The 22633-nt window shown below is 68.5% G+C and carries 24 protein-coding genes and 1 pseudogene; 13 read left to right on the plus strand and 12 right to left on the minus strand.

The window, feature by feature from the left end; genetic code table 11:
* Nucleotides 1-696 (minus strand): MCP four helix bundle domain-containing protein (locus tag AC3A84_RS05465; protein WP_487968631.1); only part of this gene is annotated, 696 nt, incomplete at its 3' end.
* A gap of 289 nt (nucleotides 697-985) precedes the next feature.
* On the opposite strand from AC3A84_RS05465, the gene AC3A84_RS05470 reads away from it, so the two are divergent.
* The 3 genes from AC3A84_RS05470 (at nucleotide 986) to AC3A84_RS05480 (ending at nucleotide 2674) form a co-directional block, all read left to right on the plus strand.
* Entirely contained in the window at nucleotides 986-1279 is a 294-nt protein-coding gene (locus AC3A84_RS05470) for a hypothetical protein (RefSeq protein WP_487968632.1), read from the plus strand.
* Between the two features lie 139 nt (nucleotides 1280-1418).
* On the plus strand, nucleotides 1419-2009 hold the full coding sequence (locus AC3A84_RS05475; protein ID WP_487968633.1) for a sigma-70 family RNA polymerase sigma factor: 591 nt from the start codon (nucleotides 1419-1421) through the stop codon (nucleotides 2007-2009).
* Nucleotides 2006-2674, plus strand: a complete 669-nt coding sequence (locus tag AC3A84_RS05480; RefSeq protein ID WP_487968634.1) for a ChrR family anti-sigma-E factor — start codon at nucleotides 2006-2008, stop codon at nucleotides 2672-2674. Before AC3A84_RS05475 ends, AC3A84_RS05480 begins: the two co-directional genes overlap by 4 nt.
* A 98-nt stretch (nucleotides 2675-2772) precedes the next feature.
* On the opposite strand, the gene AC3A84_RS05485 is transcribed toward AC3A84_RS05480, so the two are convergent.
* Genes AC3A84_RS05485 through AC3A84_RS05495 form a run of 3 tightly spaced genes read right to left on the minus strand, consistent with a single transcriptional unit; the run spans nucleotide 2773 to nucleotide 5095 of the window.
* Entirely contained in the window at nucleotides 2773-3186 is a 414-nt protein-coding gene (locus AC3A84_RS05485) for a DUF2177 family protein (protein WP_487968635.1), read from the minus strand.
* 49 nt (nucleotides 3187-3235) lie between these two features.
* On the minus strand, nucleotides 3236-4024 hold the full coding sequence (locus AC3A84_RS05490; protein ID WP_487968636.1) for a DUF1295 domain-containing protein: 789 nt from the start codon (nucleotides 4022-4024) through the stop codon (nucleotides 3236-3238).
* 36 nt (nucleotides 4025-4060) lie between these two features.
* On the minus strand, nucleotides 4061-5095 hold the full coding sequence (locus AC3A84_RS05495) for an SAM-dependent methyltransferase (protein WP_487968637.1): 1035 nt from the start codon (nucleotides 5093-5095) through the stop codon (nucleotides 4061-4063).
* 165 nt (nucleotides 5096-5260) lie between these two features.
* Between AC3A84_RS05495 and AC3A84_RS05500 the strand changes: the two genes are divergently transcribed.
* Nucleotides 5261-5413: a hypothetical protein gene (locus AC3A84_RS05500; RefSeq protein WP_487968638.1), complete on the plus strand. Its 153-nt coding sequence runs from the start codon at nucleotides 5261-5263 to the stop codon at nucleotides 5411-5413.
* Nucleotides 5414-5486: 73 nt separating this feature from the next.
* On the opposite strand, the gene AC3A84_RS05505 is transcribed toward AC3A84_RS05500, so the two are convergent.
* The 6 genes and pseudogenes from AC3A84_RS05505 to AC3A84_RS05530 form a co-directional block, all read right to left on the minus strand.
* A complete protein-coding gene (locus tag AC3A84_RS05505; protein ID WP_487968639.1) occupies nucleotides 5487-6260 on the minus strand; it encodes a class II glutamine amidotransferase in 774 nt (257 codons plus the stop codon).
* Nucleotides 6261-6312: 52 nt separating this feature from the next.
* Nucleotides 6313-7764 carry a DHA2 family efflux MFS transporter permease subunit gene (locus AC3A84_RS05510; RefSeq protein ID WP_487968640.1) on the minus strand — a complete coding sequence of 484 codons (1452 nt, stop codon included), beginning with the start codon at nucleotides 7762-7764 and terminating at the stop codon, nucleotides 6313-6315.
* Nucleotides 7765-7857: 93 nt separating this feature from the next.
* Nucleotides 7858-8067: pseudogene (locus tag AC3A84_RS05515) on the minus strand (4-oxalocrotonate tautomerase); the annotation flags it as partial.
* A gap of 41 nt (nucleotides 8068-8108) precedes the next feature.
* Nucleotides 8109-8474, minus strand: a complete 366-nt coding sequence (locus AC3A84_RS05520) for a cysteine-rich CWC family protein (protein ID WP_487968641.1) — start codon at nucleotides 8472-8474, stop codon at nucleotides 8109-8111.
* Between the two features lie 24 nt (nucleotides 8475-8498).
* The gene (locus tag AC3A84_RS05525) at nucleotides 8499-10046 is read right to left on the minus strand and encodes a methyl-accepting chemotaxis protein (RefSeq protein WP_487968643.1); all 1548 of its coding nucleotides are present in this window, start codon (nucleotides 10044-10046) and stop codon (nucleotides 8499-8501) included.
* A gap of 192 nt (nucleotides 10047-10238) precedes the next feature.
* A complete protein-coding gene (locus tag AC3A84_RS05530) occupies nucleotides 10239-12452 on the minus strand; it encodes a malate synthase G (RefSeq protein ID WP_487968644.1) in 2214 nt (737 codons plus the stop codon).
* Between the two features lie 362 nt (nucleotides 12453-12814).
* Here AC3A84_RS05530 and AC3A84_RS05535 point away from each other — a divergent pair, with 362 nt between their 5' ends.
* From AC3A84_RS05535 to AC3A84_RS05545, 3 genes are all read left to right on the plus strand, one after another.
* A complete protein-coding gene (locus AC3A84_RS05535; protein ID WP_487968646.1) occupies nucleotides 12815-13747 on the plus strand; it encodes a LysR family transcriptional regulator in 933 nt (310 codons plus the stop codon).
* A gap of 81 nt (nucleotides 13748-13828) precedes the next feature.
* Nucleotides 13829-14392 carry a DUF3016 domain-containing protein gene (locus AC3A84_RS05540; protein WP_487968647.1) on the plus strand — a complete coding sequence of 188 codons (564 nt, stop codon included), beginning with the start codon at nucleotides 13829-13831 and terminating at the stop codon, nucleotides 14390-14392.
* A gap of 144 nt (nucleotides 14393-14536) precedes the next feature.
* Nucleotides 14537-14992, plus strand: coding sequence for a DUF2214 family protein (locus AC3A84_RS05545; protein ID WP_487968648.1), 456 nt, complete (start codon nucleotides 14537-14539; stop codon nucleotides 14990-14992).
* A gap of 100 nt (nucleotides 14993-15092) precedes the next feature.
* Here the strand turns inward: AC3A84_RS05545 and AC3A84_RS05550 are convergent, their stop codons facing one another.
* A complete protein-coding gene (locus tag AC3A84_RS05550; protein ID WP_487968649.1) occupies nucleotides 15093-15455 on the minus strand; it encodes a PsiF family protein in 363 nt (120 codons plus the stop codon).
* Between the two features lie 131 nt (nucleotides 15456-15586).
* On the opposite strand from AC3A84_RS05550, the gene argS reads away from it, so the two are divergent.
* The 6 genes from argS (at nucleotide 15587) to AC3A84_RS05580 (ending at nucleotide 22101) form a co-directional block, all read left to right on the plus strand.
* On the plus strand, nucleotides 15587-17296 hold the full coding sequence (gene argS, locus AC3A84_RS05555; RefSeq protein WP_487968650.1) for an arginine--tRNA ligase: 1710 nt from the start codon (nucleotides 15587-15589) through the stop codon (nucleotides 17294-17296).
* Between the two features lie 17 nt (nucleotides 17297-17313).
* Nucleotides 17314-18003: an SPOR domain-containing protein gene (locus tag AC3A84_RS05560; RefSeq protein ID WP_487968651.1), complete on the plus strand. Its 690-nt coding sequence runs from the start codon at nucleotides 17314-17316 to the stop codon at nucleotides 18001-18003.
* Nucleotides 18004-18105: 102 nt separating this feature from the next.
* Nucleotides 18106-18762 (plus strand): thiol:disulfide interchange protein DsbA/DsbL, encoded by a 657-nt coding sequence (locus AC3A84_RS05565; RefSeq protein ID WP_487968725.1) that lies wholly within the window; start codon nucleotides 18106-18108, stop codon nucleotides 18760-18762.
* A 314-nt stretch (nucleotides 18763-19076) separates the two neighbouring features.
* Complete coding sequence (gene lptA, locus AC3A84_RS05570) at nucleotides 19077-19730, plus strand: lipopolysaccharide transport periplasmic protein LptA (protein ID WP_487968652.1); 654 nt, start codon at nucleotides 19077-19079, stop codon at nucleotides 19728-19730.
* Entirely contained in the window at nucleotides 19727-20527 is an 801-nt protein-coding gene (gene lptB, locus AC3A84_RS05575; protein ID WP_487968653.1) for an LPS export ABC transporter ATP-binding protein, read from the plus strand. Before lptA ends, lptB begins: the two co-directional genes overlap by 4 nt.
* Nucleotides 20527-22101, plus strand: coding sequence for an RNA polymerase factor sigma-54 (locus tag AC3A84_RS05580; RefSeq protein ID WP_487968654.1), 1575 nt, complete (start codon nucleotides 20527-20529; stop codon nucleotides 22099-22101). The genes lptB and AC3A84_RS05580 overlap by 1 nt, the downstream gene beginning before the upstream one ends.
* On the opposite strand, the gene AC3A84_RS05585 is transcribed toward AC3A84_RS05580, so the two are convergent.
* Nucleotides 22102-22617 carry a TspO/MBR family protein gene (locus AC3A84_RS05585; protein WP_487968655.1) on the minus strand — a complete coding sequence of 172 codons (516 nt, stop codon included), beginning with the start codon at nucleotides 22615-22617 and terminating at the stop codon, nucleotides 22102-22104.
* Between the last annotated feature and the right edge of the window lie 16 nt (nucleotides 22618-22633).

Raw genomic sequence — 22633 nt, forward strand, 5'->3', positions numbered from 1 at the left:
TTCCTGGGCGATGCGGGCGGCTTCGGCCGGCTCCCCGCCCAGCTGCCCCTTGATGCGACGCGTGATCGCCCAGGACACCAACGCGCCCAGCGCGGCCGCCAGGGCCGCCAGCAGGAGCATGGTGTTGCCGGCAGCGAGGGCCGCGGTGCTGGAGGTTTCTGCCATGTCGCTGGTCATCTTGCGTTGGTAGGCGGTCATGTCCTCCACCGCCTTGAAATAGACGTTCTGCGCGGCGCGCATTTCGCCGAGCACCACGTTGCGCGCGTTGACCATGTCATTGGCGAGGCCGAGCTGCGCGGCTTTGTCCACCGTGGCGAGGAATTGCGGTCGAGCCTGCGAGATCTGGTCCATGAGCTTGAGGCCTTCGGGAGAGCGCACGCGCTGCTGCAGGACACTCATCAGCTGTGATGTCTCCGCGATCACGCCGTCGAGCCTCTTCTTCTCCTCCGCCATGGGGCCCGGGTCTTCCAGCAGGGCGAGATTGCGCACGGTGCGGGCGACGACGTTGGTGTTGTCCTTGACCCGCTGCAACTGCAGCAGGATGTCGAGCCGGTCGCGCGACAGAAGCTGGAGGTTGGTTCCGGTGTGCCCGAGCTCGAAGCGACCGTAGGCGGCGACCAGAAGGCCGATGGCGATCACGATGGTGAAACCGGTGCCCAGCATGGTTCCCAGTTGGACGTTCCTGAAGAAGTGCATAGCGATCCTCCAGCTTCGAGCTTGGTTGCGATCGTCCCACCGTAGCACTGCGGGACGCCCCTTTCTTGATATTCATCAAGTTGGCGGGCGGAGCATGGCAGGGTATTCCCGGACCGGGGCGCCCCCCGGAGGCCCGGGGCGCGGCATGGTCTGCTGTCCAAGGCCGGTCCGGCGGCAGGCGGGCGCCGATGTCGCCCAGCACGGGCAGCAGGTCCGCCACGGTGTCGAGCACGTAGTGCGCGCGGCGGCGAGCAGCTTGGCCGCGGCGACGGTATCGAGCACGCCGGGAATGACGTCCGGATGCTCGGGCACGACGGCGCCGTTGGGCGTGAAGACCTCGTGGAGTGATCCCACGTCGGCATCGCCGCACGGCCGGCCACCGCACGGCCACGTGGGGCCGCGGGCCCAGGGCATGGATGCGGTCCCACTGGGCCATGCCCCTGGGGCCGCGGGCCTCTGCGCGGGCGTGCGGGTGCGGGGGCTGTCGCCGGCTCGCCTGCAGGGCGGAGGCGGCCGTGGCAAGGCGCTGCGCTTCGCCCGCGCGAACGCTCTAGGCCAGGTAGCGGCGCTGCATTTCGGCTGAGCGCAAGCCCAGCCTGCAGGCTGGAAGTCGCTGTGATCTAATGCCCCGAGCGTTGCGTAACAGCAGCATGACTACCGTTCCTCAGCCGTCAGAGTGGCCTGCCCAGGCGGCAAGGTCACGGCCGCCTTACCTGTCGATCGTGACCACCCAGCAACCTCGCGGCGCACCGCCGAACGGCGATGAATTGAGCTCCTGGCTGCAGGCGGTGGCTGCCCGTCAGGACCGCCAGGCCTTCGCCGCCGTCTTCAAGCATTTCGCTCCGCGCGTGAAGGCCTACCTCATGCGGCTGGGCACGTCCGAGGCGCAGGCAGAGGATCTGGTGCAGGAAACCATGGTCAGCGTCTGGCGCAAGGCGGTGCTCTACGACCCCAGGCATGCCGGGGTCTCGACCTGGATATTCACCATTGCGCGCAATCTGCGGGTGGACCATCTACGCCGCAAGGGTCTGGCCATCGGCACCGATGCCGACGAGGGCGAGGCCGAGGCGCTGCGCGACGAAGGCCCGCAGCCCGACGAGTTGCTCAGCACCCGGGAGCGCGAAATCCGGGTGCGCGAGGCCATGCGTCAGCTCTCCGATGAGCAGGCGCAGATCGTGCGTTTGTCGTTCTTCGAGGAACACCCCCATGCCCGCATCGCCCAAGAACTGGGCATTCCGCTGGGCACCGTGAAGTCGCGCGTGCGACTTGCCGTCAACCACCTGCGCCGGCTGCTCGGCGCTCTCGAGCCATGAAGATCCGTCACCATCCTGAAGACGCTCTGCTGCTGGCCCATGCTGCCGCGCAGTTGCCGACGGGCCCTGCGCTGGTGGTGGCCAGCCACCTGGAGTCGTGCCCGCACTGCCGCGAGCGGGTCCGCGAATATGAAGCCCTGGGCGGCACGCTGTTGGAGTCTGCCGCTCCCGCCGCGCTCGCGCCCGATGCGCTGGCACGGGCGCTGGCCGCGATCGATGCCACACCGGGCACATCCGCCCCGCTGCCGAAGGCGGCTCCGGCCGCGCCCCGGCGCCCCGCCCTGCCGCCCGGCACGCCCTGGCCGGCGGCTCTGCAGGGCTGCAGCGCCACCGGCTGGCGCTGGATGGGCCCGGGCATGTACTGGAGCCGGGTCACCGTGCCTCAGGACCCTGCGGCCAAGCTCTTCCTGCTGCGCATCGGCGCTGGCAAGCGCCTTCCCACCCACACCCATAGCGACCTGGAAATGACCCAGGTGCTCTATGGCCGCTTCGACGATGGCCGGGCCAGCTTCGGGGCGGGGGATTTCGACTCCGCCGCCGGCGACATCCATCACCAGCCCGTGGTGGCTGAAGACGGCATGTGCATCTGCCTGGCCAGCGTGGATGGCCGGCTGCTTTTCGACGGCGTCATCGCCCGCACGATCGGCGGTCTGGTCGGCATGTAGCGGCTCGGAGCGGGAGCGGTGGGGCAGCAACCGGCGCTCCCGCACAAGGTCCCGGCCCTTGCGCCGGGATTCTCATTTCAGCCAAGCGCCGGGCACTTTCAGTTCGATCCCCACCGCAGCGCCGCATAGCACGCGGCCCCCGAGGCCACGGCCGTGACGAACGTGCCCCAGCACAGGTCGGCGATGGTCACCTGCCAGGGCCAGTCGCGCAGCGTGGCCTGGTTGGTGAGGTCGTAGGTTGCGTAGGCCAGCAGACCCAGCAGGGCGCCCCAGCCCAGAGCGATGGCGGGACTGCCGCTTTCCAGGCCCGGGCGGACGGCAAAGGCCACGGCGCCCGCTACGTACAGCACGTAAAAGAGCACGGCAGGGGGCGTGCTGAAGCCATCTGCGCGCATCAGGTGCCCGATGGAGGGGCGGTAGAGGCGGTCAGCCATCAAGGTCAGCCAGACGGCGTCCATGGCGAGGAAGACCATGGCAAAGGCGCCGTAGGCGGTGGCGAAGGTGCGGATCATGGCGTGGCTTTCTGGGCTGGAGTGGCGGGGAGGTCGGAGAACGATTCGATCAGCTGCGCCGGGGCGGCCCGGGCACGAAGGCATTGGTGCGGGTGATGTAGTCGCGGTAGGCGGGGCGGCGCTCGGCCATGTCCTTTTCCAGCAGGGCCACGCCGGAAACGCGCAGCAGCAGCACGGTCATGAGCAGGGGCGAGACCACCGTCCACGCGGCGGCCCAGCCGGCGCCGGCCAGGGCCACGCACCAGAGGCCCCACCAAAGGCAGGCTTCGCCGAAGTAGTTGGGGTGGCGCGTGTAGCGCCAGAGTCCCCGGTCCATGACCTGGCCGTGGTTCGCCGGTTCGGCCTTGAAGCGCGCCATCTGCGCATCGCCGATGGCCTCGAAGACGATGCCGAAGGCGGCCAGCGCCAGCCCGGCCATGTCCAGCGGGCCCAGCGGCGCGTCGCTGCGCACGCCGGCGAAGAACGGGGCCGAGACGATCCAGGCCAGCAGCATCTGCAGCCCGAAGACGAGGTACAGGCTGCGCCAGCCGAAATGCGGCTGGTTGCGCGCGCGGATCTCCTGGTAGCGCCGGTCTTCGCCGTGGCCCCAGTTGCGCCAGGTGATGAAGGCGGCCAGCCGCAGCGCCCAGGCCGCGCCCAGCGCCACCATGGCCATACCCCGCGCGCCGGGCGCGGGCTGCAGCGCCAGATAGACGCAGCCTGCGCCGCCAATGCACGGGCCCCAGACGCGGTCGATCAGGCTCGCGTCATGGCGCAGCAGGCTCGCCACCCAGGTGGCCAGGCCCAGCAGGGCGATCCAGGCGAGGCCGGCCAGGGCAGTGGAAAGCGGTTCGGTCATGGCCTGAAGTGTCCTCGCCGTGCGGTTCGCGGCGTGTCAGCGCTTGCTGAAGAGATAGTGGGTGACCCACCACTGCTGGCCATCGGCGTAGCCAAAGAGTTCCGCCACCGAGAGGAAGAAGAGCCGCCAGCGCACCCACCAGATGGCGGCGTCCTCGCCGTAAGTGGCCTCGAAGAGCGGCATCAGCGCGTTGCGCTGCGCATCCATCTGCGCCAGCCAGGCCTCGGCCGTGCGCTGGTAGTGGGTGCCGTTCCAGCGCCAGCGGTCCAGCAGCAACAGGTCCTGCTGGCAGTGCAGGGCCAGGTCGTCGCTGGGCATCATGCCGCCCGAGAAGAAGTGCTGGCTCATCCAGTCGCTCGCGTCCCGCACCACGAAGGGGTAGGGCGCCTCGCGGTGGGCGAAGACGTGCATGAAGAAGCGCCCGGCGGGCCGCAACCAGCGCGCCACGTGGGCGAAGGCGCGGGGCCAGTTGCGCAGGTGCTCGAACATCTCGACGGACACGATGCGGTCGAAGCGCTCTTCGGTGTCGAACACGTTGAAGTCGCAGGTGAGGATGCGCACGTTGTTCAGCCCCCGTGCCTGGGCCTGCGCCTGGATATAGGTGCGCTGCGAGTGCGAGTTGGAGACAGCGGTGATGCGGCTGCGCGGGTAGCGCTGCGCCATCCACAGCGTGAGCGAACCCCAGCCGCAGCCCAGCTCCAGCACATCCTGGCCGTCTTCGAGTCCGGCGTGCTCGCAGCTCAGCTCCAGTGCGTGGGCTTCGGACTGCTCGAGCGTGGTGTTCTCCGCGGGCCAGTAGCCGCAGCTGTATTTGCGGTGTGGGCCCAGCACCCGGCCGAAGAAGATCTCGGGCACCTCGTAGTGCTGCTCGTTGGCCTTTTCGGGCACCAGGGCCAGATCGGCTTGGCGCATGTCAGCGAGGAAGGCGCGGGTGGCCTCGGCCGTGAATTCGGCGTCGCCGCTGTGCAGCGAGGCCAGTCGCTGACGCAGCAGCCGGCGGATGCCCTGGCGTACGACGGGGTCGGGTATCCGGCCCTGTTCGACCCAGCGGATGGCGGCAGCGATGGCCATGGAATACCTCGTTGTATGGAGCGTTTGTCGGATGTGCCGTGTACGCAGGCGGCGGCGGTTTGGATCGCTGCGCCAGCGTGTCCGATGCGCGGCAGCGGCGGTGTCCGACAACTGCGCATTCCCAGGCTTTTTTTAATGGATGCAGTCCACCCACGGGAGCACGCCATGTCCAAGACGTATCGCCATCAGCCTGACAAGCCCAAGCCTCGCGATATCAAGCGCCAGCGTCAGCGCGAAGCGATGCTGATGCGGCCATCCGCTTCCGCGCAGGTACTGCTGCCGGAGCCGGAGCCGCCGGTCTGGAAGCCGCTGGGCTGAGTGCCGCGCTGCCGGTGCTGACGTGCCGGTGTCATGGCCGGTCCGGGTCGGCTTATGGGGCGATGGAGAAGCATCAGCCCAGCCGGGGCAGGCACTCGCCGTCCACAAACACGCGCAGCTCGCCGTGCTCGAAGGCGGTCCACTCCTCGTTGGTGGTGAGCGGCGCCGTCACCACCACCGCGACCTTGTCGCTGGGCGTGGTGTGGGCCGAGAAGTCGATGCGCAGGTCTTCGTCGCACAGCTGCGCTTGCGAGAACGGGTACTGGCGCTGGATGTAGAAGAGTGAGGTGGAGGCATGCGCCCAGAGCGCCTGCCCGTTCGACAGCAGGAAGTTGAAGGTGCCGTGCGGCGCGATCTGCGCGGCGAGTTCCCTGAGCGTCAGCGTCAGCTCTGCGATGCTGGGCACGCCTGCATGCGACTTGGACAGCTCCTGCATGATCCAGCAGAAGGCGTGTTCGCTGTCGGTGCTGCCCACGGGCTTGAAATGCGCGTGCAGGCGCGGGCGGAAGTCCTTCAGGTCCCCGTTGTGGGCGAACACCCAGTAGCGGCCCCAGAGCTCGCGCACGAACGGATGGCAGTTCTGCAACGCCACGCTGCCCTGCGTCGCCTTGCGGATGTGGGCGATCACGTTCTGGCTGCGGATCGGGTAGCGGCGAATCAGGTCGGCCACCGGCGAATCGACCGCGCGCTGGTGGTCCACGAAATGGCGCAGGCCCCGGTCCTCGAAGAAGGCGATGCCCCAGCCGTCCGAATGGTCGGCGGTGTTGCCCGCGCGCTGCGTGAACCCGCTGAAGCTGAAGGTCACGTCGGTCGGCGTGTTGGCGTTCATTCCGAGCAATTGGCACATGGCGGGCGGACGGCGCTTTCCAGAAAGACGAAGAAGACGAAGAAGGGTGCGGTCAGTCGCTCTGGGGCGGGGCGCGCAGCTGCCAGGCGGCGATCAGCGCCAGCAGGCACAGGGCGGTCAGAAGCAGAAAGGTCTCACCGAAGGCTGCGATGCGTGCGGGGCTGCTGGCTGCGAGGCGCAGCGAATCGCCATGCGCGGCGATGCGCCATTCGAGCACGATGCCGCACAGGCTCACGCCGGCCGCGCCGCCCAGCATGCGCACGAAGCTGATGGCGCTGGAGCCTTGCGAGATCAGCGGCTTGTCCAGCGGGCGCATGGCGCCCAGGTTGAGCGAGGGCAGGATGAAGCCCAGGCCGATGCGGCCCAGCACGGCGAAGGCCACCAGCAGCCAAAGGCTGCTGTGCAGATCCACCAGCAGCATCAGGCCGAAGGAAAGTGCCAGCAATGCCAGCCCGATGCTGACCAACAGGTGCGTGGGTCGCGTGTCGGCCATGCGGCCCACCAGCGGAATGGTGAGCGCCAGAACGATGCCGGCCGGCAGCATGATGGTGCCCACGTTCGAGGCCGACAGCTGCAGCCCCAGCTGCATGAACACCGGCAGCAGGTAGGTGGAGCCGAACAGCGCCGTGCCGTAGATGAAAGCCACGATGCTGCCCATGGCGAAGGGGCGGAACTGGAAGATGCGCAGGTCCATCAGCGGACGGCGGCCCTGCTGCTGGAGCCGGCGCTGCCACCACAGGAAGGCCAGCAGCGCGGCCAGCGCGGCCAGCAGCAGGCCGGCCGCTTCCTGCGCCGTGCCTCCGCGCAGCGCGACCAGGCCGTTGAGCAGGCACAGCGTGCCCGCGGCGCCCAGCAGCAGGCCGCGCCAGTCCAGGCTTTCGCCCGCGCGGTTGGCGGCCTGGCCGCCGGGGCTGCTCACGGGCACGTATTTGTAGGCGAGGGCGATGGAGGCCACGCAGAACGGCACCACCATGAAGAAGATCGAGCGCCAGCCGAACCAGTCCACCAGCAGGCCGCCGATGCTGGGTCCGATGGCCGGCGCCAGCACCACGCCCATGCCGAAGATGCCGCTGGCGCGGCCCTGTTCATGAGGCTGGAAGGCATAGAGGATGATGACCGCCGGAATGGGCTGCACCACGCCCGCCGCCAGCCCTTCGAGCACGCGGGCGAGCAGCACCACATTGAAATCGCCGGCCAGGCCCCCGCCAACGCCGCCGGCCAACAGCAGCACCATGGAGCCGACATAGGTGGCGCGGTAGCCGTAGCGCGCCAGCAGCCAGGGCGTGGTCAGCATGGCCACGGTGGTGGCCACCATGAAGCCTGAGGTGACCCACTGCGCCCGTTCCTGGCCCAGCGCGAAGTGGTGGCTCAGGTCGGGGATGGCCACGTTCACGATGGTGGACGACATGATGGAGGCCATCGTGCCCACCATCACGGAAAGCAGCACCAGCCAGCGGTAGCGCTCGCCGTAGCGCTCGCGCAGCAGGGCGGCGGAAGCGGTCATGTCAGGTCTTGGGTGAAAAGAAGGAGGGGCCGTGCGGACGGGCCGTGCGGTGTGCGCGGCGCCTGATCGCGGTGCCGCGCAGAGGGGTCCGGCTTACTGCCGTTCGGACCAGAGCGTGCCGCCGGTGGCCCAGTTCTCGCGCTTCACGTCGGTGATGAGTACGTCCACCGAATCGGGCGAGCCGCCCAGCACTTCGACGGACACACGGGTGATCTCGGCGACCAGCTTCTTCTTTTGTTCGACGGTGCGGCCTTCGATCATTTCAACGTGGTAGGTAGGCATGGTTTCGGTCCTTCTCGAATGGAAAAATGAGGGAGTGGGAGAGGCGGAAAATCAGTCCGCCATCATATCGGCGGCCCTGCCGTGGCGCCGGCCGCCGCGCCTGCTGCGCACTGCGGGCACAGGCAGGCAAGGCCGATCGCTGCCGCTGGAATGGCAGCGAGCACGGCTGGGTCCATGGGCGCTTGCATGCACCAGCAGTGCGCCGCAGGTCGGCCGGCCTCCATGGCGCATTGATTGCGCTGCCCGCAGACCGGGCAGCGGGTCGGGTCCAGGGGGCTGTCGTTCGGAGTGGCGGCGGGCGGCATGGGCGGGCAGGGTAGGCCGGGGAGTGCTGGGTTGGGCGGGACTTCAAGCCAAAGGGGCTTCGCGCCCTCGCTGTGTGCCGATCTTTGGCTATCTTTTGCATAGCAAGGTGCGTTGTCCGGCATCCTTGCCCGAAATGCCGCGCAGCGTCAGGCGGTGAGGCGGAACACGGCGACGGCCTGGGCGAGCTGGGCGGACTGCGCCTCCAGCGAGGCCGTGGCGGCGGCCGCCTCTTCGACCAGCGCCGCGTTTTGCTGGGTGACCTGGTCCATCTGCGTGACGGCCTGGTTCACCTGCTCCAGCCCGCGCGTCTGCTCCTGGCTGGCGGCACTGATCTCGCCCACGATGTCGGTCACTCGGCGCACGCCGGCCACCACGTCGCTGATGACCTTGCCGGCCTCCTCGACCAGCCGGTTGCCGGCATCCACCTGCGTCACCGAATCGTCGATGAGGGCCTTGATCTCCCGGGCGGCGGTGGCGCTGCGCTGTGCCAGGGTGCGCACTTCGCTCGCGACCACGGCGAAGCCACGCCCTTGTTCACCCGCGCGGGCCGCTTCCACGGCAGCGTTCAGGGCCAGGATGTTGGTCTGGAACGCGATGGAGTCGATCACGCCGATGATGTCCACGATCTTGCGCGAGGAGGTGTGGATGCCGCCCATGGTGCTCACCACATTGCCCACCACGTCGCCGCCGCGCACCGCCAGCTCGGACGCCGAGCGCGCGAGCTGATCGGCCAGTGCGGCGCTGTCGGCGTTACGGCGCACGGTCGCTGTCATCTCTTCCATGGACGCGGCGGTCTGCTGCAGCGCGCTGGCCTGCTCTTCGGTGCGGCTGGAGAGATCCAGGTTGCCGTTGGCGATCTCGCTGGAGGCCATCGCGATGCTGTCCGCGCCATGGCGGACTTTGCCGACGGTATCGCTCAGCTGCCGGCCCATCGCGTCCAGAGCACGCAGCAACTGGCCGGATTCGTCGCGCGCGGTGCTTTCGGCGCGCACGGACAGGTTGCCAGCGGCGACCGATTCGGCCACCTCCACCGCGCGGTGCAGCGGGCGGGTGACGCTGCGGGTGATGGCCCAGGCCAGGGCCACCGCGACCGCAGCGGCGAGCGAGCCCATCGCGATCAGCGCGTTGCGGCCGCTTTCGTAGTTGTGCTGCACCGACTGGGCCGCTGCATTGATTTCCTGGCGTTGGAAGTCCAGAAGGCTCTGCAGCCCATCCAGGTAGCCCTTGGCGGAAGGCATGAATTCGGCGTCGAGGATGCGCTGGGCATCGTCCTCACGGCCCTCGGCTTTGGCTTTGTAGATCGCGTCGCGGGCCTTGATGAACTGCTGGCGCAGTGCGCTGACCCGGTCGAACAGGGCCTGCTCCTCGGCGCCCGAGATGAGCTTGGCCAGCTGCTGCTGCTGGGCCGTGGACGTGCGCGACGCCTCGGCGTTCTCCTGCACGAATCGGCTGCCCAGGGTGGGATCGCTGGTGCGTGCCACCAGAGCGTGGCGCGAGACGTTGCTGTAGATGGCGCGGTACCAGTCGGAGATCAGCCGCTCTTTGGTGAGCGGCAGGTTCATCATGGTCGCCGTGTCGTCCGCCACCGAGTGCAGGCGCCCCGTGGCGGAAGCCACCATGCCGATGATGAACAACGTCATCAGGCCGAATGCCAGGCCCAGGCGTTTGCCTATGGAGAAATGATGGAGGTTCATGGAAATGGAGGGTGAGTGTTTTTAAGGGAAAACCCTATAGGGTAAGGGTTTTGTTGATTTATCGGCTCCTTTCCGTACTTTCTGCAGTGGGACTGCGCCTATTGACATAGCTGCTCACGATGAAAAAAGGGCGCCCCGATGGGGCGCCCTTGATGGTCAGCGAAAGGCCTGTGTGTCGCGGGGCCGGGGGCTTCAGCGCGCAGCGCCGGCCTTCACCTTGAGGCGCCAGGCGTGCAGCAGCGGCTCGGTATAGCCGCTGGGCTGCTCCACACCCTTGAAGACCAGGTCGCAGGCGGCCTGGTAAGCGGCGGACTCGGCAAAGCGGCCGGCCATTTTCTGGTACAGCGGGTCGCCTGCGTTCTGTTGGTCCACCACGGCGGCCATGCGTTCGAAGGTCTCGCGCACCTGGGCTTCGGTCACGACGCCGTGCAGGAGCCAGTTGGCGATGTGCTGGCTGCTGATGCGCAGCGTGGCGCGGTCTTCCATCAGGCCCACGTTGTGGATGTCGGGCACCTTGGAGCAGCCCACGCCTTGGTCCACCCAGCGCACCACGTAGCCCAGGATGCCTTGGGCGTTGTTGTCCAGTTCCTGCTGCTTCTCCGCGTCGCTCCACTGTGGCTTGGCTGCAACGGGGATGGTCAGCAGCCCGGTCAGCAGGTTGTCGCGCTCGGCGTCGGCGCTGGTCTTTTCCAGTTCCTTCTGCACCTCGGCCACGTTGACCTGGTGGTAGTGCAGGGCGTGCAGCGTGGCGCCGGTGGGGCTGGGCACCCAGGCGGTGTTGGCGCCGGCCTTGGGGTGGGCGATCTTCTGCTCCAGCATGGCCTTCATCAGATCGGGCATGGCCCACATGCCTTTGCCGATCTGCGCCTTGCCGCGCAGGCCGCACGACAGGCCCACCAGCACGTTGTTCTTCTCATAGGCCTGGATCCAGGCGCTGGCCTTCATGTCGCCCTTGCGCACCATGGCGCCGGCCTGCATGGCGGTGTGCATCTCGTCGCCGGTGCGGTCCAGGAAGCCGGTGTTGATGAACGCCACGCGGGCCGAGGCGGCGGCGATGCAGGCCTTCAGGTTCACGCTGGTGCGGCGCTCCTCGTCCATGATGCCCAGCTTGACGGTGTTTTCCGGCAGGCCCAGCAGGCGCTCCACACGGGCGAAGAGTTCGCTGGCGAAGGCCACTTCGGCCGGGCCGTGCATCTTGGGCTTGACGATGTAGACGCTGCCCTTGCGCGAGTTGCGGATGCCGTTCTGGCCCTTGCCCTGCAGGTCGTGCAGGGCGATGGTGGTGGTGACCACCGCGTCCAGGATGCCTTCGGGGATCTCGCGCTGCGTGCCCTGCGCGTCGGTCCAGAGCACGGCCGGGTTGGTCATCAGGTGGCCCACGTTGCGCAGGAACATGAGCGAGCGGCCGTGCAGGCGCACCTCGCCGCTACCGCCGGGCGCGGTATAGATGCGGTCGCCGTTCAGGCCGCGGGTGACGGTCTGGCCGCCCTTGGTGAAGGATTCGGTCAGCGTGCCCTGCAGGATGCCCAGCCAGTTGGCGTAGCCGGCCACCTTGTCTTCGGCATCGACGGCGGCCACGGAGTCTTCCAGGTCGAGGATGGTGGAGAGCGCGGCTTCCACCACCAAATCGCTCACGCCGGCCGGGTCGGTCTTGCCGATAGGCGTCGTGCGGTCGATCTGGATGTCGAGGTGCAGGCCGTTATGGCGCAGCAGCACCGACGAGGGCGCTGCGGCGTCGCCCTGGTAGCCCACGAACTGGGCGGCATCCTGCAGGCCGGTGGTGGCATCGCCCTGCAGCTGCACGACCAGCTGGCCACCGGCCACGCGGTAGCCGGTGGCGTCCTTGTGCGAGCCGCTGGCCAGCGGCGCGGCCTGGTCCAGCACCTCACGGGCGAAGGCGATCACCTTGGCGCCGCGCACGGGGTTGTAGCCCTTGCCTTTTTCGGCGCCGCCTTCTTCGGAGATGGCGTCGGTGCCGTAGAGCGCGTCGTACAGGCTGCCCCAGCGCGCGTTGGCGGCGTTGAGCGCGTAGCGTGCGTTCAGGATCGGCACCACCAGCTGCGGGCCGGCCTGGGTGGCGAGCTCATCGTCCACGTTGGCCGTGGTGGCCTGCACGCCCTGGGGCTGGGGCACCAGATAGCCGATCTTCTCCAGGAAGGAGCGGTAGGCCACCATGTCGGTGATGGGGCCGGGGTTGGCCTTGTGCCAGGTGTCCAGCTCGGTCTGCAGGCGGTCGCGCTCGGCCAGCAGGGCGATGTTGCGCGGAGCCAGATCACCGACGAGGGCATCGAAGCCGGACCAGAACGCGGCCGAGTCGATGCCGGTGCCGGGCAGCACGCGGTCTTCGATGAAGCGATGCAGGGAGTGGGCCACTTGCAGGCCGTGAACGGTGGTGCGGTCGGTCATGGAATGTCTCTGTGTGCGGTGGAACGAGGGGGAGGTCTGAGCGAAAGCAAAGGTTCAGGCCATCTCACCGGCGAGAACCACGAGATCACTGTATTTGAATTCTTTATCCACATAAACGGCGTGCGAAGCGCAAAACCAGTGACTTTTGCGCAAAAGTGGAGCCGCGAGGGGGGGCGCGGCGGCTGGGGCGCGCGCCTGTGGAGCCCATCTGCGGGTCGCTGGGGATGTGAATTGCTACCAATTCAATAGCTAAATGCCGACGCGGATCATGGGCTGGAGCCCGATATGGATCAGATTTTCGTCTGGGTAATCCTGGCGTTTTCTGTGTCCAGCCGTGACATCCCTCCGCATAATCGCCGCCCATGGACAAGCTCAAGGCGTTCGAATCCTTCGTCTCGGTCGCCACACGCGGCAGCCTCACCGCCGCGGCGCGGGCCGAAGGCGTGGCCCCGGCCATCATGGGCCGCCGGCTCGATGCGCTGGAAGAACACCTGGGCGTGAAGCTGCTGGTGCGCACCACCCGGCGCATCAGCCTCACGCACGAAGGCAGCGCCTTTCTCGAAGACTGCCAGCGCCTGATGACCGATGTGGCCAATGCCGAGGCGAGCGTCTCCGCCGGCGGCGTGCGGGCCACCGGCCATCTGCGCATCACCGCGCCGGCGGGCTTCGGCCGCCGCCATGTCGCTCCGCTGGTGCCGCGCTTTCGCGACCTGCACCCCGAAGTCACCATCTCGCTGAACCTGAGCGACCGCGTGGTGGACATGGCCGGCGAAGGCTTCGACTGCGCCGTGCGCGTGGGCGACCTGCCCGATTCGTCGCTGGTCAGCGTGCGTATCGCCGACAACCGGCGCCTGTGCGTCGCCACGCCCGGCTACCTGGAGCGGCGCGGCGTGCCCACCCACCCGAGCCAGCTCGCCCAGCACGACTGCCTGACGCTGTCGAGCGACGCCTCGCAGACGCGCGGCTGGGCCTTCCGCCTGCCGCGCGAGGGCGACGGCGTGCCCGAAGTGATGCACTTCAAGCCCGGCGGCCCGCTGGACTGCTCCGACGGCCAGGTGCTGCACGACTGGTGCCTGGGCGGCTGGGGCATCGCCTGGCGCAGCACCTGGGAGGTCGAGGCCGAGATCGCCGCGGGCCGCCTGGTGGCCGTGCTGGAAGAGTTCGCGGCGCCGCCCAACGGGATCTACGTGGTCTTTCCCCATGCCAAGCACCTGCCGCTGCGTGTGCGGCTGTGGATCGACTATCTGAAGCACCACTACGCCCAGCCCGACTTCTGGCGCCGCGTCGGCGGCTGAGGCCGTGTCGGGCCGCCGCACAGCCGTACCTGCAACTGCATCCATTGCCATCACAGACCGAGAGAGAGGGAGAACACCGCCATGCGCCTGCCGCAGCCCATCCATCCGCCCGTCGCTGCCGTGGCCTGCGCCGGCCGCCACGTCCGCTTGCGGGGCCTTCGGCCCGCCGTGGTAGCAGCGGCGGCCCTGCTGCTGGGGGCCTGCGCGCAGCAGCCCTCCGTCCAGCCCCCCGCGCAAGCGCAGGGCGGCATCCCTGCCGGCATCGTCAGCATCACCTATGCCGATCCGGCGACGATGAGCGATGCGCGCATGTCGCCCGGCGAGTCCGCCAAAGCCCGCCGAGCCTGGCTCGACGCACTGTGTCTCTACGTGGCGGATCGGGCCGCTCCGCTGTTGGCGCCCGGGCAGTTGCTGGATGTGCGGCTGGCCGACGTGCAGCGCGCCGGCCGGGCAGGCATGTCGCGCATCGACCTGGAATTCACGCTGCGCACCGAAGGCGGCCGCGTGCTGCGCCAGGGCCGCCGGCAGCTGGGAGATTCATCGCCTGCACCCGCGCGGCTGTCCGCTGCAGCCGATCCGCTGGGCGCCGAGAAGGCGCTGCTCGACGCCTGGCTGCGCCGCGAATTCCCGCCCCGCGCCGGCTGACCGACCACTGCCACCGGGCTGCGGGAGGGGGCTGTCATGCGCCTGCGCGTGCGGGCAGGTAGCATGGCGCGGCGTTCGCCCCGGGCCGCTGCGCGCCCTGGGGCGCCCTTCCCCACGACATACGCTCTTGAGCGTCCATCTGCCATGACCACCGAAGCTCTGCTGGCTTACGCCCACCTGCTTTCCATTCTCGCCATGGTCACCTTCGTGGCCAGCCAGGCGGCGTTGTGCCGCACCGAGTGGCTCAATGCCGCTGCCCTGCAGCGCCTGGCCCGCGTGGACCTGCTCTACGGGGTCTCTGCGCTGCTGGTGCTGGCCACCGGCCTGGCGCGCACCTGGTGGGGCATCAAGGGCTTCGGGTGGTACTGGTCGCAGCCGCTGCTGCACGCCAAGGTCACGCTCTTCGTCGCCGTCGGCGTGCTGTCGCTGGTGCCCACGCTGCGCTATCGGCGCTGGCTGGGCGCCGTGCGTGCGGGTGGCGCGCTGCCCGCCGCGGACGAGGTGCGCTCCACGCGCCGGCTGGTGATGGTCGAGGCGCACCTGCTGGCCGTGATCCCGCTGCTGGCCGTGTTCCTCGCGCGCGGCGTGGGCACGCGCTGACGGTGCTTGCCGATCTGCCAAAGAAAAACCCCGCGCGCCGGGGTGCGGCGGGCGGGGTCGGGGCCGGCCGCCAGGCTGGCGGCATGGGCCGGGCCGGGGGTTAGGCGGCGGGCTTGTTGCTCAGGCATTCCTTCATGAAGGCCTTGCGTTCGTCGCCCTTGAGCGTCTTTTCCTTGGCTTCGACATTGCAGGTCTTCATCTTGGTCTGCTGCTTTTCCTGCTTGCTGGCGGACAGGCAGTCCTTCATGAAGGCCTTGCGTTCGTCGCCCTTGAGCGTCTTGTCCTTGGCTTCGGCGTTGCAGGTGGCCATCTTGCCTTGCTGCGCCGTGTGCGCCTTGGCGGGAGCCGAGGCGGCCGCCGCCGGGGCGGATGCGGCAGCGGCCGGTGCGTCGGCGGCATGGGCGGCAGCGCCCAGCGTCAGGGCGAGGGTGGCGGCGGACACCAGGGAAAGCAGACTCTTCATGTAATGCTCCTGCAGTTGAGGGGTAGTCAGGCCCTGTCTGGCGCCGGGTATCGGCAGTGTTTGGCAGGGCCCAGGGAGCATAACGCTCCGGTGGTTCGAGCGGATGACCGGCCCCCGTAGAATCCGCCCCCATGCTCTCCGTCAAACAGGAATTGCTCGCGGCGCTGGCCGGCGAGCTGGAAAAACTCTCGCCCGGCGCTGCTGGGCGAGCCGCCTTCGAATCGCCCAAGGTGGCCGCGCACGGCGACTTCGCCTGCACCGCCGCCATGCAGCTGGCCAAGCCGCTCAAGCTCAACCCGCGTGCGCTGGGTGAGCAGCTCAAGGCTGCACTGGAGGCCACGCCGGCCTTTGCCCGCTGGGTCGATGCCATCGAGATCGCCGGCCCCGGCTTTCTGAACATTCGTTTGAAGCCCGCCGCCAAGCAGGAAGTGGTGCGCGAGGTGCTGGCCGCCGGCGAGCGCTTCGGCTATCAGCCCGACAACGGCCAGCGTGTGCTGGTCGAGTTCGTCTCCGCCAACCCCACCGGCCCGCTGCACGTGGGCCACGGCCGCCAGGCGGCGCTCGGCGATGCGATCTGCAACCTGTTCAGCACCCAGGGCTGGAAGGTGCACCGCGAGTTCTATTACAACGACGCGGGCGTGCAGATCGACACCCTGACCAAGAGCACGCAGCTGCGCGCCAAGGGCTTCAAGCCCGGCGACGATTGCTGGCCCACCGGCAGCGACAACCCGCTGGCCAAGAACTTCTACAACGGTGACTACATCGCCGAAATCGCCGAGGCCTTCAAGGCCAAGGCCACGGTGAAGGCTGACGACCGCGAGTTCACGGCCAATGGCGATGTCGAGGACTACGACAACATCCGTCAGTTCGCCGTGGCCTACCTGCGCAATGAGCAGGACAAGGACCTGCAGGCGTTCAACCTCCAGTTCGACGAGTACTACCTGGAGTCCAGCCTGTACACCAGCGGCCGCGTCGAGGCCACGGTGAACAGGCTCATCGCCAACGGCAAGACCTACGAACAGGACGGCGCGCTCTGGCTCAAGAGCACCGACTACGGCGACGACAAGGACCGCGTCATGCGCAAGCAGGACGGCACGTTCACGTACTTCGTGCCTGATGTGGCCTACCACATCGCCAAGTGGGAGCGCGGCTTCACCAAGGTCGTGAACATCCAGGGCACGGACCACCATGGCACCATCGCCCGCGTGCGCGCCGGCCTGCAGGCCGCCGACGTGGGCATTCCGCAGGGCTACCCCGACTACGTGCTGCACACCATGGTGCGCGTGGTCAAGGGCGGCGAAGAGGTCAAGATCAGCAAGCGTGCGGGCAGCTACGTCACGCTGCGCGACCTGATCGAGTGGACCAGCAAGGACGCGGTGCGCTTCTTCCTGCTCAGCCGCAAGCCCGACACCGAATACACCTTCGACGTCGATCTGGCCGTGGCGCAGAACAACGACAACCCGGTCTATTACGTGCAGTACGCGCATGCGCGCATCTGCTCGGTGCTGCGCGCTTGGGCAGAGGCCGGCGGCAGTGACGTGGCATCGCTCAAGGACGTGGACCTCTCGGCGCTGGAAGGCCCGCAGGCCCAGGCTCTCATGCTGCAACTGGCCAAGTACCCCGAGATGCTCACCGCCGCCGCCGAGGGAGAGGCCCCGCACGACGTGACCTTCTACCTGCGCGACCTGGCCGCCAGCTACCACAGCTACTACGACGCCGAGCGCATCCTGGTGGACGACGAGACTGTGAAGAGGGCCCGCCTGGCCCTCGTCGCCGCCACAGCGCAGGTATTGCACAATGGCCTGAAGGTGCTGGGCGTGGATGCGCCCGCCAGAATGTGAACGGCAAAGACCAAAAGATGAAACAGCAGCAACGCGGTGGGACGGCCGTCGGCCTCATTATCGGAATGATCGTCGGCCTGGGGGTTGCTCTGGCCGTGGCGGTGTACGTCACCAAGGTGCCGGTGCCCTTCCTGAATAAGGGCAACGCACGCGGCTCCGAGCAGGACGAGGCCCAGCGCAACAAGAACTGGGACCCGAATTCGCCCCTGTACGGCAAGAACCCCGCGCGCCCGGCCGTGCCGGCCACGCCTGGCGATCCCACCGCTGCAGGCGCCGTCTCTCCCTCCACTCCGGCTGCCCCCGCGGCTGGCCCGGTGACGGCGCCGCCCGTGGCCGCCACCGCTTCCGCACCGCGCACTGCCGCCAGCAAGCCGGCCACGGCCAGCGCGGACCCGCTGGGCGATCTGGCCAAGGCCCGCTCGGCGGCCAGCCCGAGTCCGGCGGCGCCGGCCGCGGCCTCTGGTGCCGATCCGTTCGACTATTTCGTGCAGGCCGGCGCCTTCCGCACCCAGGCCGATGCCGATGCGCAGCGCGCCAAGCTCGCCATGCTGGGCTGGGAGGCGCGCGTGAGCGAGCGCGAGCAGAACGGCCGTACGGTCTACCGCGTGCGCGTGGGCCCCTTCGCCAAACGCGACGATGCTGACTCGCTCAAGGGCAAGCTGGACGGCGCTGGCGTCGAATCCGCCCTGGTGCGCGTGCAGCGCTGAGCCTTCGTGGCGGGCCTTATGGCCTGCGCCTTGGCGGCCCTGTGAAACTTTGCGGCCTCTGGCCGCTCAAATGTTCTGTCATGAACTAGGAGTGATCTCTTGATGAAACGCCGCGAGTTTTCCCTGTCCACCGCCACAGCGCTGGCCGCTGCTGCCGTCGCCCTGCCGGCAGCCACCCCCGCCCTGGCGCAGCCGCGCCAGTTCAAGGAAGGCAAGGACTATGTGCGGCTGGCCAAGCCGGTGCAGAGCGAAGCACCGGCCGGCAAGGTCGAGGTGATCGAGTTCTTCTGGTACAGCTGCCCGCATTGCAACGCCTTCGAGCCTGAGCTGGACGCCTGGATCAAGGCCGCGCCCAAGGAGCTGGTGATCCGCCGTGTTCCCGTGGCCTTCAATGCCAGCTTCGTGCCGCAACAGAAGCTCTACTTCGCGCTGGAGAGCATGGGCAAGGTGCCCGAGCTGCACGTCAAGGTGTTCCGCGCCATCCATGTCGAGCGCCTGCCGCTCAACAAGGACGAGCTGATCTTCGACTGGATCGGCAAGCAGGGCGTTGACGTGGCGAAGTTCAAGGAAGCCTACAACTCGTTCTCCGTGTCCAACCTGGTCCGCAAGGCGACGCAGCTGCAGGAGGCCTATGGCGTGGAAGGGGTACCTTCGATGGGCGTCGCTGGCCGTTATTACACCGACGGCACCATGGCTGGCAGCATGTCCAGCGTGCTGCAGGTGGTGGACTATCTGGCCGCCCAGGCCCGCAAGGGCTGAAGAAGGCGCGGGGCGTAGCCCCGGCTTGACGCCCGGACATCCAAGGCGCGCCTCTGGCGCGCTTTTTTCTTTCCGCAGATGCGCGGTGACTCCGGTGGCTCGGGCCATGGTGTCTGGCCTTGCTGCCGCAGGCCTTGCGGGTCGCAAGCCGCTGGGTGCGGGAAATTCATGCAGGCTTCTTACCCGGGCCGCGCAGGCCGTGCATGATGCTGGGCTTGCCGTCTGGTGTGCCACTCAGGCTCACCCGGCTCGGCAAACGCTTTCTGCGGACCTGAATCGTCAGGTCAGTACAATGTCTGCAAGATTCGTGCCCTATGAGAACAAGACTGCTCCCGCTCCTTCTGCTCTGCGCGCTGGCCTGTGCCTCGTGGGGCGCCCGCGCCGAAAAGGCCGACCGCAACAAGCCCATGAACATCGAGGCCGATTCCCTGCGCCACGATGAGCTCCAGCAGACCAGCGTCTTCACCGGCCGGGTCGTGCTGACCAAGGGCACCATGGTGCTGCGGGGCGCGCGGGTCGATGTCCGCCAGGACCCGGACGGCTTCCAGCACGGAGTGGTGACGGCCGAGCCCGGCAAGCGCGCTTTCTTCCGCCAGAAGCGCGACACCGTGGCCGGCGCGCCCGATGAATTCGTCGAAGGCGAGGCCCAGACCATCGAATACGACGGCCGCGCCGACACGGTCAAGCTCATCGGACGCGCCGAAATGCGCCGCTACCGCGGCGGTGCGCTCTCCGACGAGATGGCGGGTGCGGTCATCTTCTACAACAGCGTGACCGATGTGCTGACCGTCGATGGCCAGCGCACGGCGCCTGCGGGCACCGCCTCGGGCACCCCCGGCGGCCGCGTGCGCGCGGTGCTGGCGCCCAAGGAGTCCGCTCCCGATGCGCCGGCGGCAACGCCTGCGCCCGCCACGCCCGCACCCACCCTGCGGCCCAGTACCGATATGAAGAGCGGCGCGAGCAAGTGAGCGAATCCTTTTCCTCCCCCATTTCCACGTCCGCGGCCGCCAGCGCTGCGGCCCCGGGCAGCCGCCTGGAGGCACGCCACCTGCAGAAGTCCTACGGCAGCCGCAAGGTGGTCAAGGACGTGTCGCTCACCGTGCAGAAGGGCGAAGTCGTCGGCCTGCTGGGACCCAACGGCGCGGGCAAGACCACGTCGTTCTACATGATCGTCGGGCTGGTGCGCAGCGACGGCGGCGACATCGTCATTGACGGCCAGTCGGTCGCCAACATGCCCATCCACCGGCGCTCGCGCCTGGGTCTGTCGTACCTGCCCCAGGAAGCGTCGATCTTCCGCAAGCTGAACGTGGAAGAGAACGTGCGGGCGGTGCTGGAGCTGCAGAAGGACGCAGACGGCAAGCCGCTTTCCCGCGCGGAGATCGAGGAGCGGCTGACGGCGCTGCTGCAGGAGTTGCGCGTGGAGCACCTGCGCGCCTCGCCCGCGCTGGCCCTCTCGGGCGGCGAGCGCCGCCGCGTCGAGATCGCCCGGGCGCTGGCCACGCAGCCGCGCTTCATCCTGCTGGACGAGCCCTTCGCCGGGATCGACCCCATCGCCGTGATCGAGATCCAGCGCATCATCGGCTTTCTGAAGGAGCGCGGCATCGGCGTGCTCATCACCGACCACAACGTGCGTGAGACGCTGGGTATCTGCGACCACGCCTTCATCATCAGCGACGGCACCGTGCTGGCGCAGGGCACGCCCGCCGACATCGTGGACAACGCCGAGGTGCGCCGCGTGTACCTGGGCGAGCATTTCCGGATGTGATGAAGCCTGGCCTTTCCCTGCGGGTCTCCCAACACCTCGCGCTCACCCCCCAGCTGCAGCAATCGATCCGGCTGCTGCAGCTCTCCACGCTGGAACTGTCGCAGGAAGTCGAGCAGATGCTCGACGACAACCCCTTCCTGGAGCGCAACCTCGAAGACGCACCGCGCGAAGAGTTCGGCCTGCCCCAGGCCGACACGCCCGTGACGGAAGATGAGTCGCCCTACGGCGCCGCATCGGCCAGCACCACCACTTCCACGGCCGCCGAGGGCGGGGGCGATGCCGACGTGCCCGCAGGCCCCGACGCCGTCACCGAAGCGCCCGACTGGGAAGGCGACGGCACGGTGGACTTCTCGCCCGACGACAGCGAATGGGGCGGCGACGCCCCGGCACGCAACCGCACCGGCGACGAAGACGGCCAGGCCGATGCCACCGAGCTGGCCCGCAGCGGTGAATCGCTCACCGCCTTCCTGCACCGCCAGGCGCTTTCGCTGCGCCTCTCGCCGCTGGATACGGCGGCGCTGCGCTTTTTGATCGAATCCCTCAACGACGACGGCTACCTCGACGAGTCGCTCGAATCGCTGGCCCGGAGCCTGGCCGGCGATGCCGACCTTGAACAGCTCGAAGAGCTGGTCCACCGCTTCACCGTCGCCCTGCGCCTGCTGCAGAGCCTGGAGCCCACCGGCGTGGGCGCGCGCGGCCTGGCCGAATGTTTGACGCTGCAGCTGCGCGCCCTGGCCGAAGCCCGCGAGGCCGATGCCGACGTGCTGCAGGTCGCGCTGCGCATCTGCGAGCAGCCGCTGGAGATGCTGGCCAAGCGCGACGTGCGCCGCCTCACGCCGCTGTGCGGCGGCGGCAGCGAAGAGCGCACCCGCGCCGCCATGGCGCTGATCGCACGGCTGGAGCCCCGGCCGGGCCGGCGCTTCGTCGAGGTGGAGCGCAACATCATCGTGCCCGACGTCATCGTCAAGAAGACCGGGCGCGGCGCGCAGCAGAACTTCAGCGTGCAGCTCAACCCCGACGTGATGCCGCGCCTGCGCGTGCACGACGTCTATGCCGGCGCGCTGCGCGGCAACCGGGGCGGCGAGGGCCACCAGGCCATGCAGCAGCGGCTGCAGGAGGCGCGCTGGTTCATCAAGAACATCCAGCAGCGCTTCGATACCATCCTGCGCGTGTCGCGCGCCATCGTGGACCGCCAGCGCAACTTCTTCGTGCATGGCGAGCTGGCCATGCGGCCGCTGGTGCTGCGCGACATCGCAGACGAACTCGGCCTGCACGAATCGACCATCAGCCGCGTGACCACGGCCAAGTACATGGCCACGCCCCAGGGCACCTACGAGCTGAAGTACTTCTTCGGTTCGGGCCTGGGCACCGAAACCGGCGGCAATGCCTCCAGCACGGCCGTGCGGGCGCTCATCAAGCAGTTCGTTTCGGCCGAGAGTCCGGCCAAGCCGCTGTCGGACAGCCAGATCGCGGAAATGCTCAAGGAGCAGGGCATCGAATGCGCCCGCCGCACGGTGGCCAAGTACCGCGAGGCGCTGCGCATCGCCCCGGCCAACCTGCGCAAGGCGCTGTGATCAGCCCAGCAGCTGCGGGTTCATGCGCCAGAGCGTGACGTTGAGCGCCGCGGCGAAGCTGATCCAGGCCAGATAGGGCACCAGCAGCGCACCCGCCAGCGGCTTGATGCGCCAGAAGCCCGTCAGCGTGGCGGCCACCGTCAGCCACAAGAGGGCGATGTCAGCCAGCGCCCAGGCGCCCAGATGCCAGGCGAAGAACAGCCAGCTCCAGAGACCGTTGAGCACCAGCTGCAAGCAAAAGAGCGTCAGCGTCCGGCGGCGCGCGCCGCTGGCGGGCTCACGCCACACCAGCCAGGCGGCGATGGCCATCACCGCGTAGAGCACCGTCCAGACCGGACCGAAGACACCGGGCGGCGGCGACCACGAAGGCTGCGTGAGTTGCGCGTAGAAGGCCGGAGCCTGCACCGAGGCTACGCCGCCGATGGCGGCCGTGGCGAAGGTCAGCGCCAGCCAGCCGGCCAGGGCCAGCCAGGTGTGGGCGGTGAAGCGGGGGCGGGGGGCTGCGTGAAATGACATGGCTGCACTGTGGGGG

The organism is Paracidovorax sp., from assembly GCF_057642795.1.

Bases quoted from the DNA above. Each gene is read 5' to 3' on its own strand.
- AC3A84_RS05540 (WP_487968647.1), top strand. From the start codon at position 13,829: ATGCGCCTGCCGCAGCCCATCCATCCGCCCGTCGCTGCCGTGGCCTGC.
- AC3A84_RS05585 (WP_487968655.1), bottom strand. From the start codon at position 22,617: ATGTCATTTCACGCAGCCCCCCGCCCCCGCTTCACCGCCCACACCTGG.
- AC3A84_RS05510 (WP_487968640.1), bottom strand. From the start codon at position 7,764: ATGACCGCTTCCGCCGCCCTGCTGCGCGAGCGCTACGGCGAGCGCTAC.
- AC3A84_RS05535 (WP_487968646.1), top strand. From the start codon at position 12,815: ATGGACAAGCTCAAGGCGTTCGAATCCTTCGTCTCGGTCGCCACACGC.
- AC3A84_RS05485 (WP_487968635.1), bottom strand. From the start codon at position 3,186: ATGATCCGCACCTTCGCCACCGCCTACGGCGCCTTTGCCATGGTCTTC.
- AC3A84_RS05550 (WP_487968649.1), bottom strand. From the start codon at position 15,455: ATGAAGAGTCTGCTTTCCCTGGTGTCCGCCGCCACCCTCGCCCTGACG.
- AC3A84_RS05505 (WP_487968639.1), bottom strand. From the start codon at position 6,260: ATGTGCCAATTGCTCGGAATGAACGCCAACACGCCGACCGACGTGACC.
- AC3A84_RS05580 (WP_487968654.1), top strand. From the start codon at position 20,527: ATGAAGCCTGGCCTTTCCCTGCGGGTCTCCCAACACCTCGCGCTCACC.
- lptA (WP_487968652.1), top strand. From the start codon at position 19,077: ATGAGAACAAGACTGCTCCCGCTCCTTCTGCTCTGCGCGCTGGCCTGT.
- argS (WP_487968650.1), top strand. From the start codon at position 15,587: ATGCTCTCCGTCAAACAGGAATTGCTCGCGGCGCTGGCCGGCGAGCTG.
- AC3A84_RS05480 (WP_487968634.1), top strand. From the start codon at position 2,006: ATGAAGATCCGTCACCATCCTGAAGACGCTCTGCTGCTGGCCCATGCT.
- AC3A84_RS05520 (WP_487968641.1), bottom strand. From the start codon at position 8,474: ATGCCGGACAACGCACCTTGCTATGCAAAAGATAGCCAAAGATCGGCA.
- AC3A84_RS05490 (WP_487968636.1), bottom strand. From the start codon at position 4,024: ATGACCGAACCGCTTTCCACTGCCCTGGCCGGCCTCGCCTGGATCGCC.
- AC3A84_RS05470 (WP_487968632.1), top strand. From the start codon at position 986: ATGACGTCCGGATGCTCGGGCACGACGGCGCCGTTGGGCGTGAAGACC.
- AC3A84_RS05545 (WP_487968648.1), top strand. From the start codon at position 14,537: ATGACCACCGAAGCTCTGCTGGCTTACGCCCACCTGCTTTCCATTCTC.
- AC3A84_RS05560 (WP_487968651.1), top strand. From the start codon at position 17,314: ATGAAACAGCAGCAACGCGGTGGGACGGCCGTCGGCCTCATTATCGGA.
- AC3A84_RS05530 (WP_487968644.1), bottom strand. From the start codon at position 12,452: ATGACCGACCGCACCACCGTTCACGGCCTGCAAGTGGCCCACTCCCTG.
- AC3A84_RS05565 (WP_487968725.1), top strand. From the start codon at position 18,106: ATGAAACGCCGCGAGTTTTCCCTGTCCACCGCCACAGCGCTGGCCGCT.
- AC3A84_RS05525 (WP_487968643.1), bottom strand. From the start codon at position 10,046: ATGAACCTCCATCATTTCTCCATAGGCAAACGCCTGGGCCTGGCATTC.
- AC3A84_RS05495 (WP_487968637.1), bottom strand. From the start codon at position 5,095: ATGGCCATCGCTGCCGCCATCCGCTGGGTCGAACAGGGCCGGATACCC.
- AC3A84_RS05500 (WP_487968638.1), top strand. From the start codon at position 5,261: ATGTCCAAGACGTATCGCCATCAGCCTGACAAGCCCAAGCCTCGCGAT.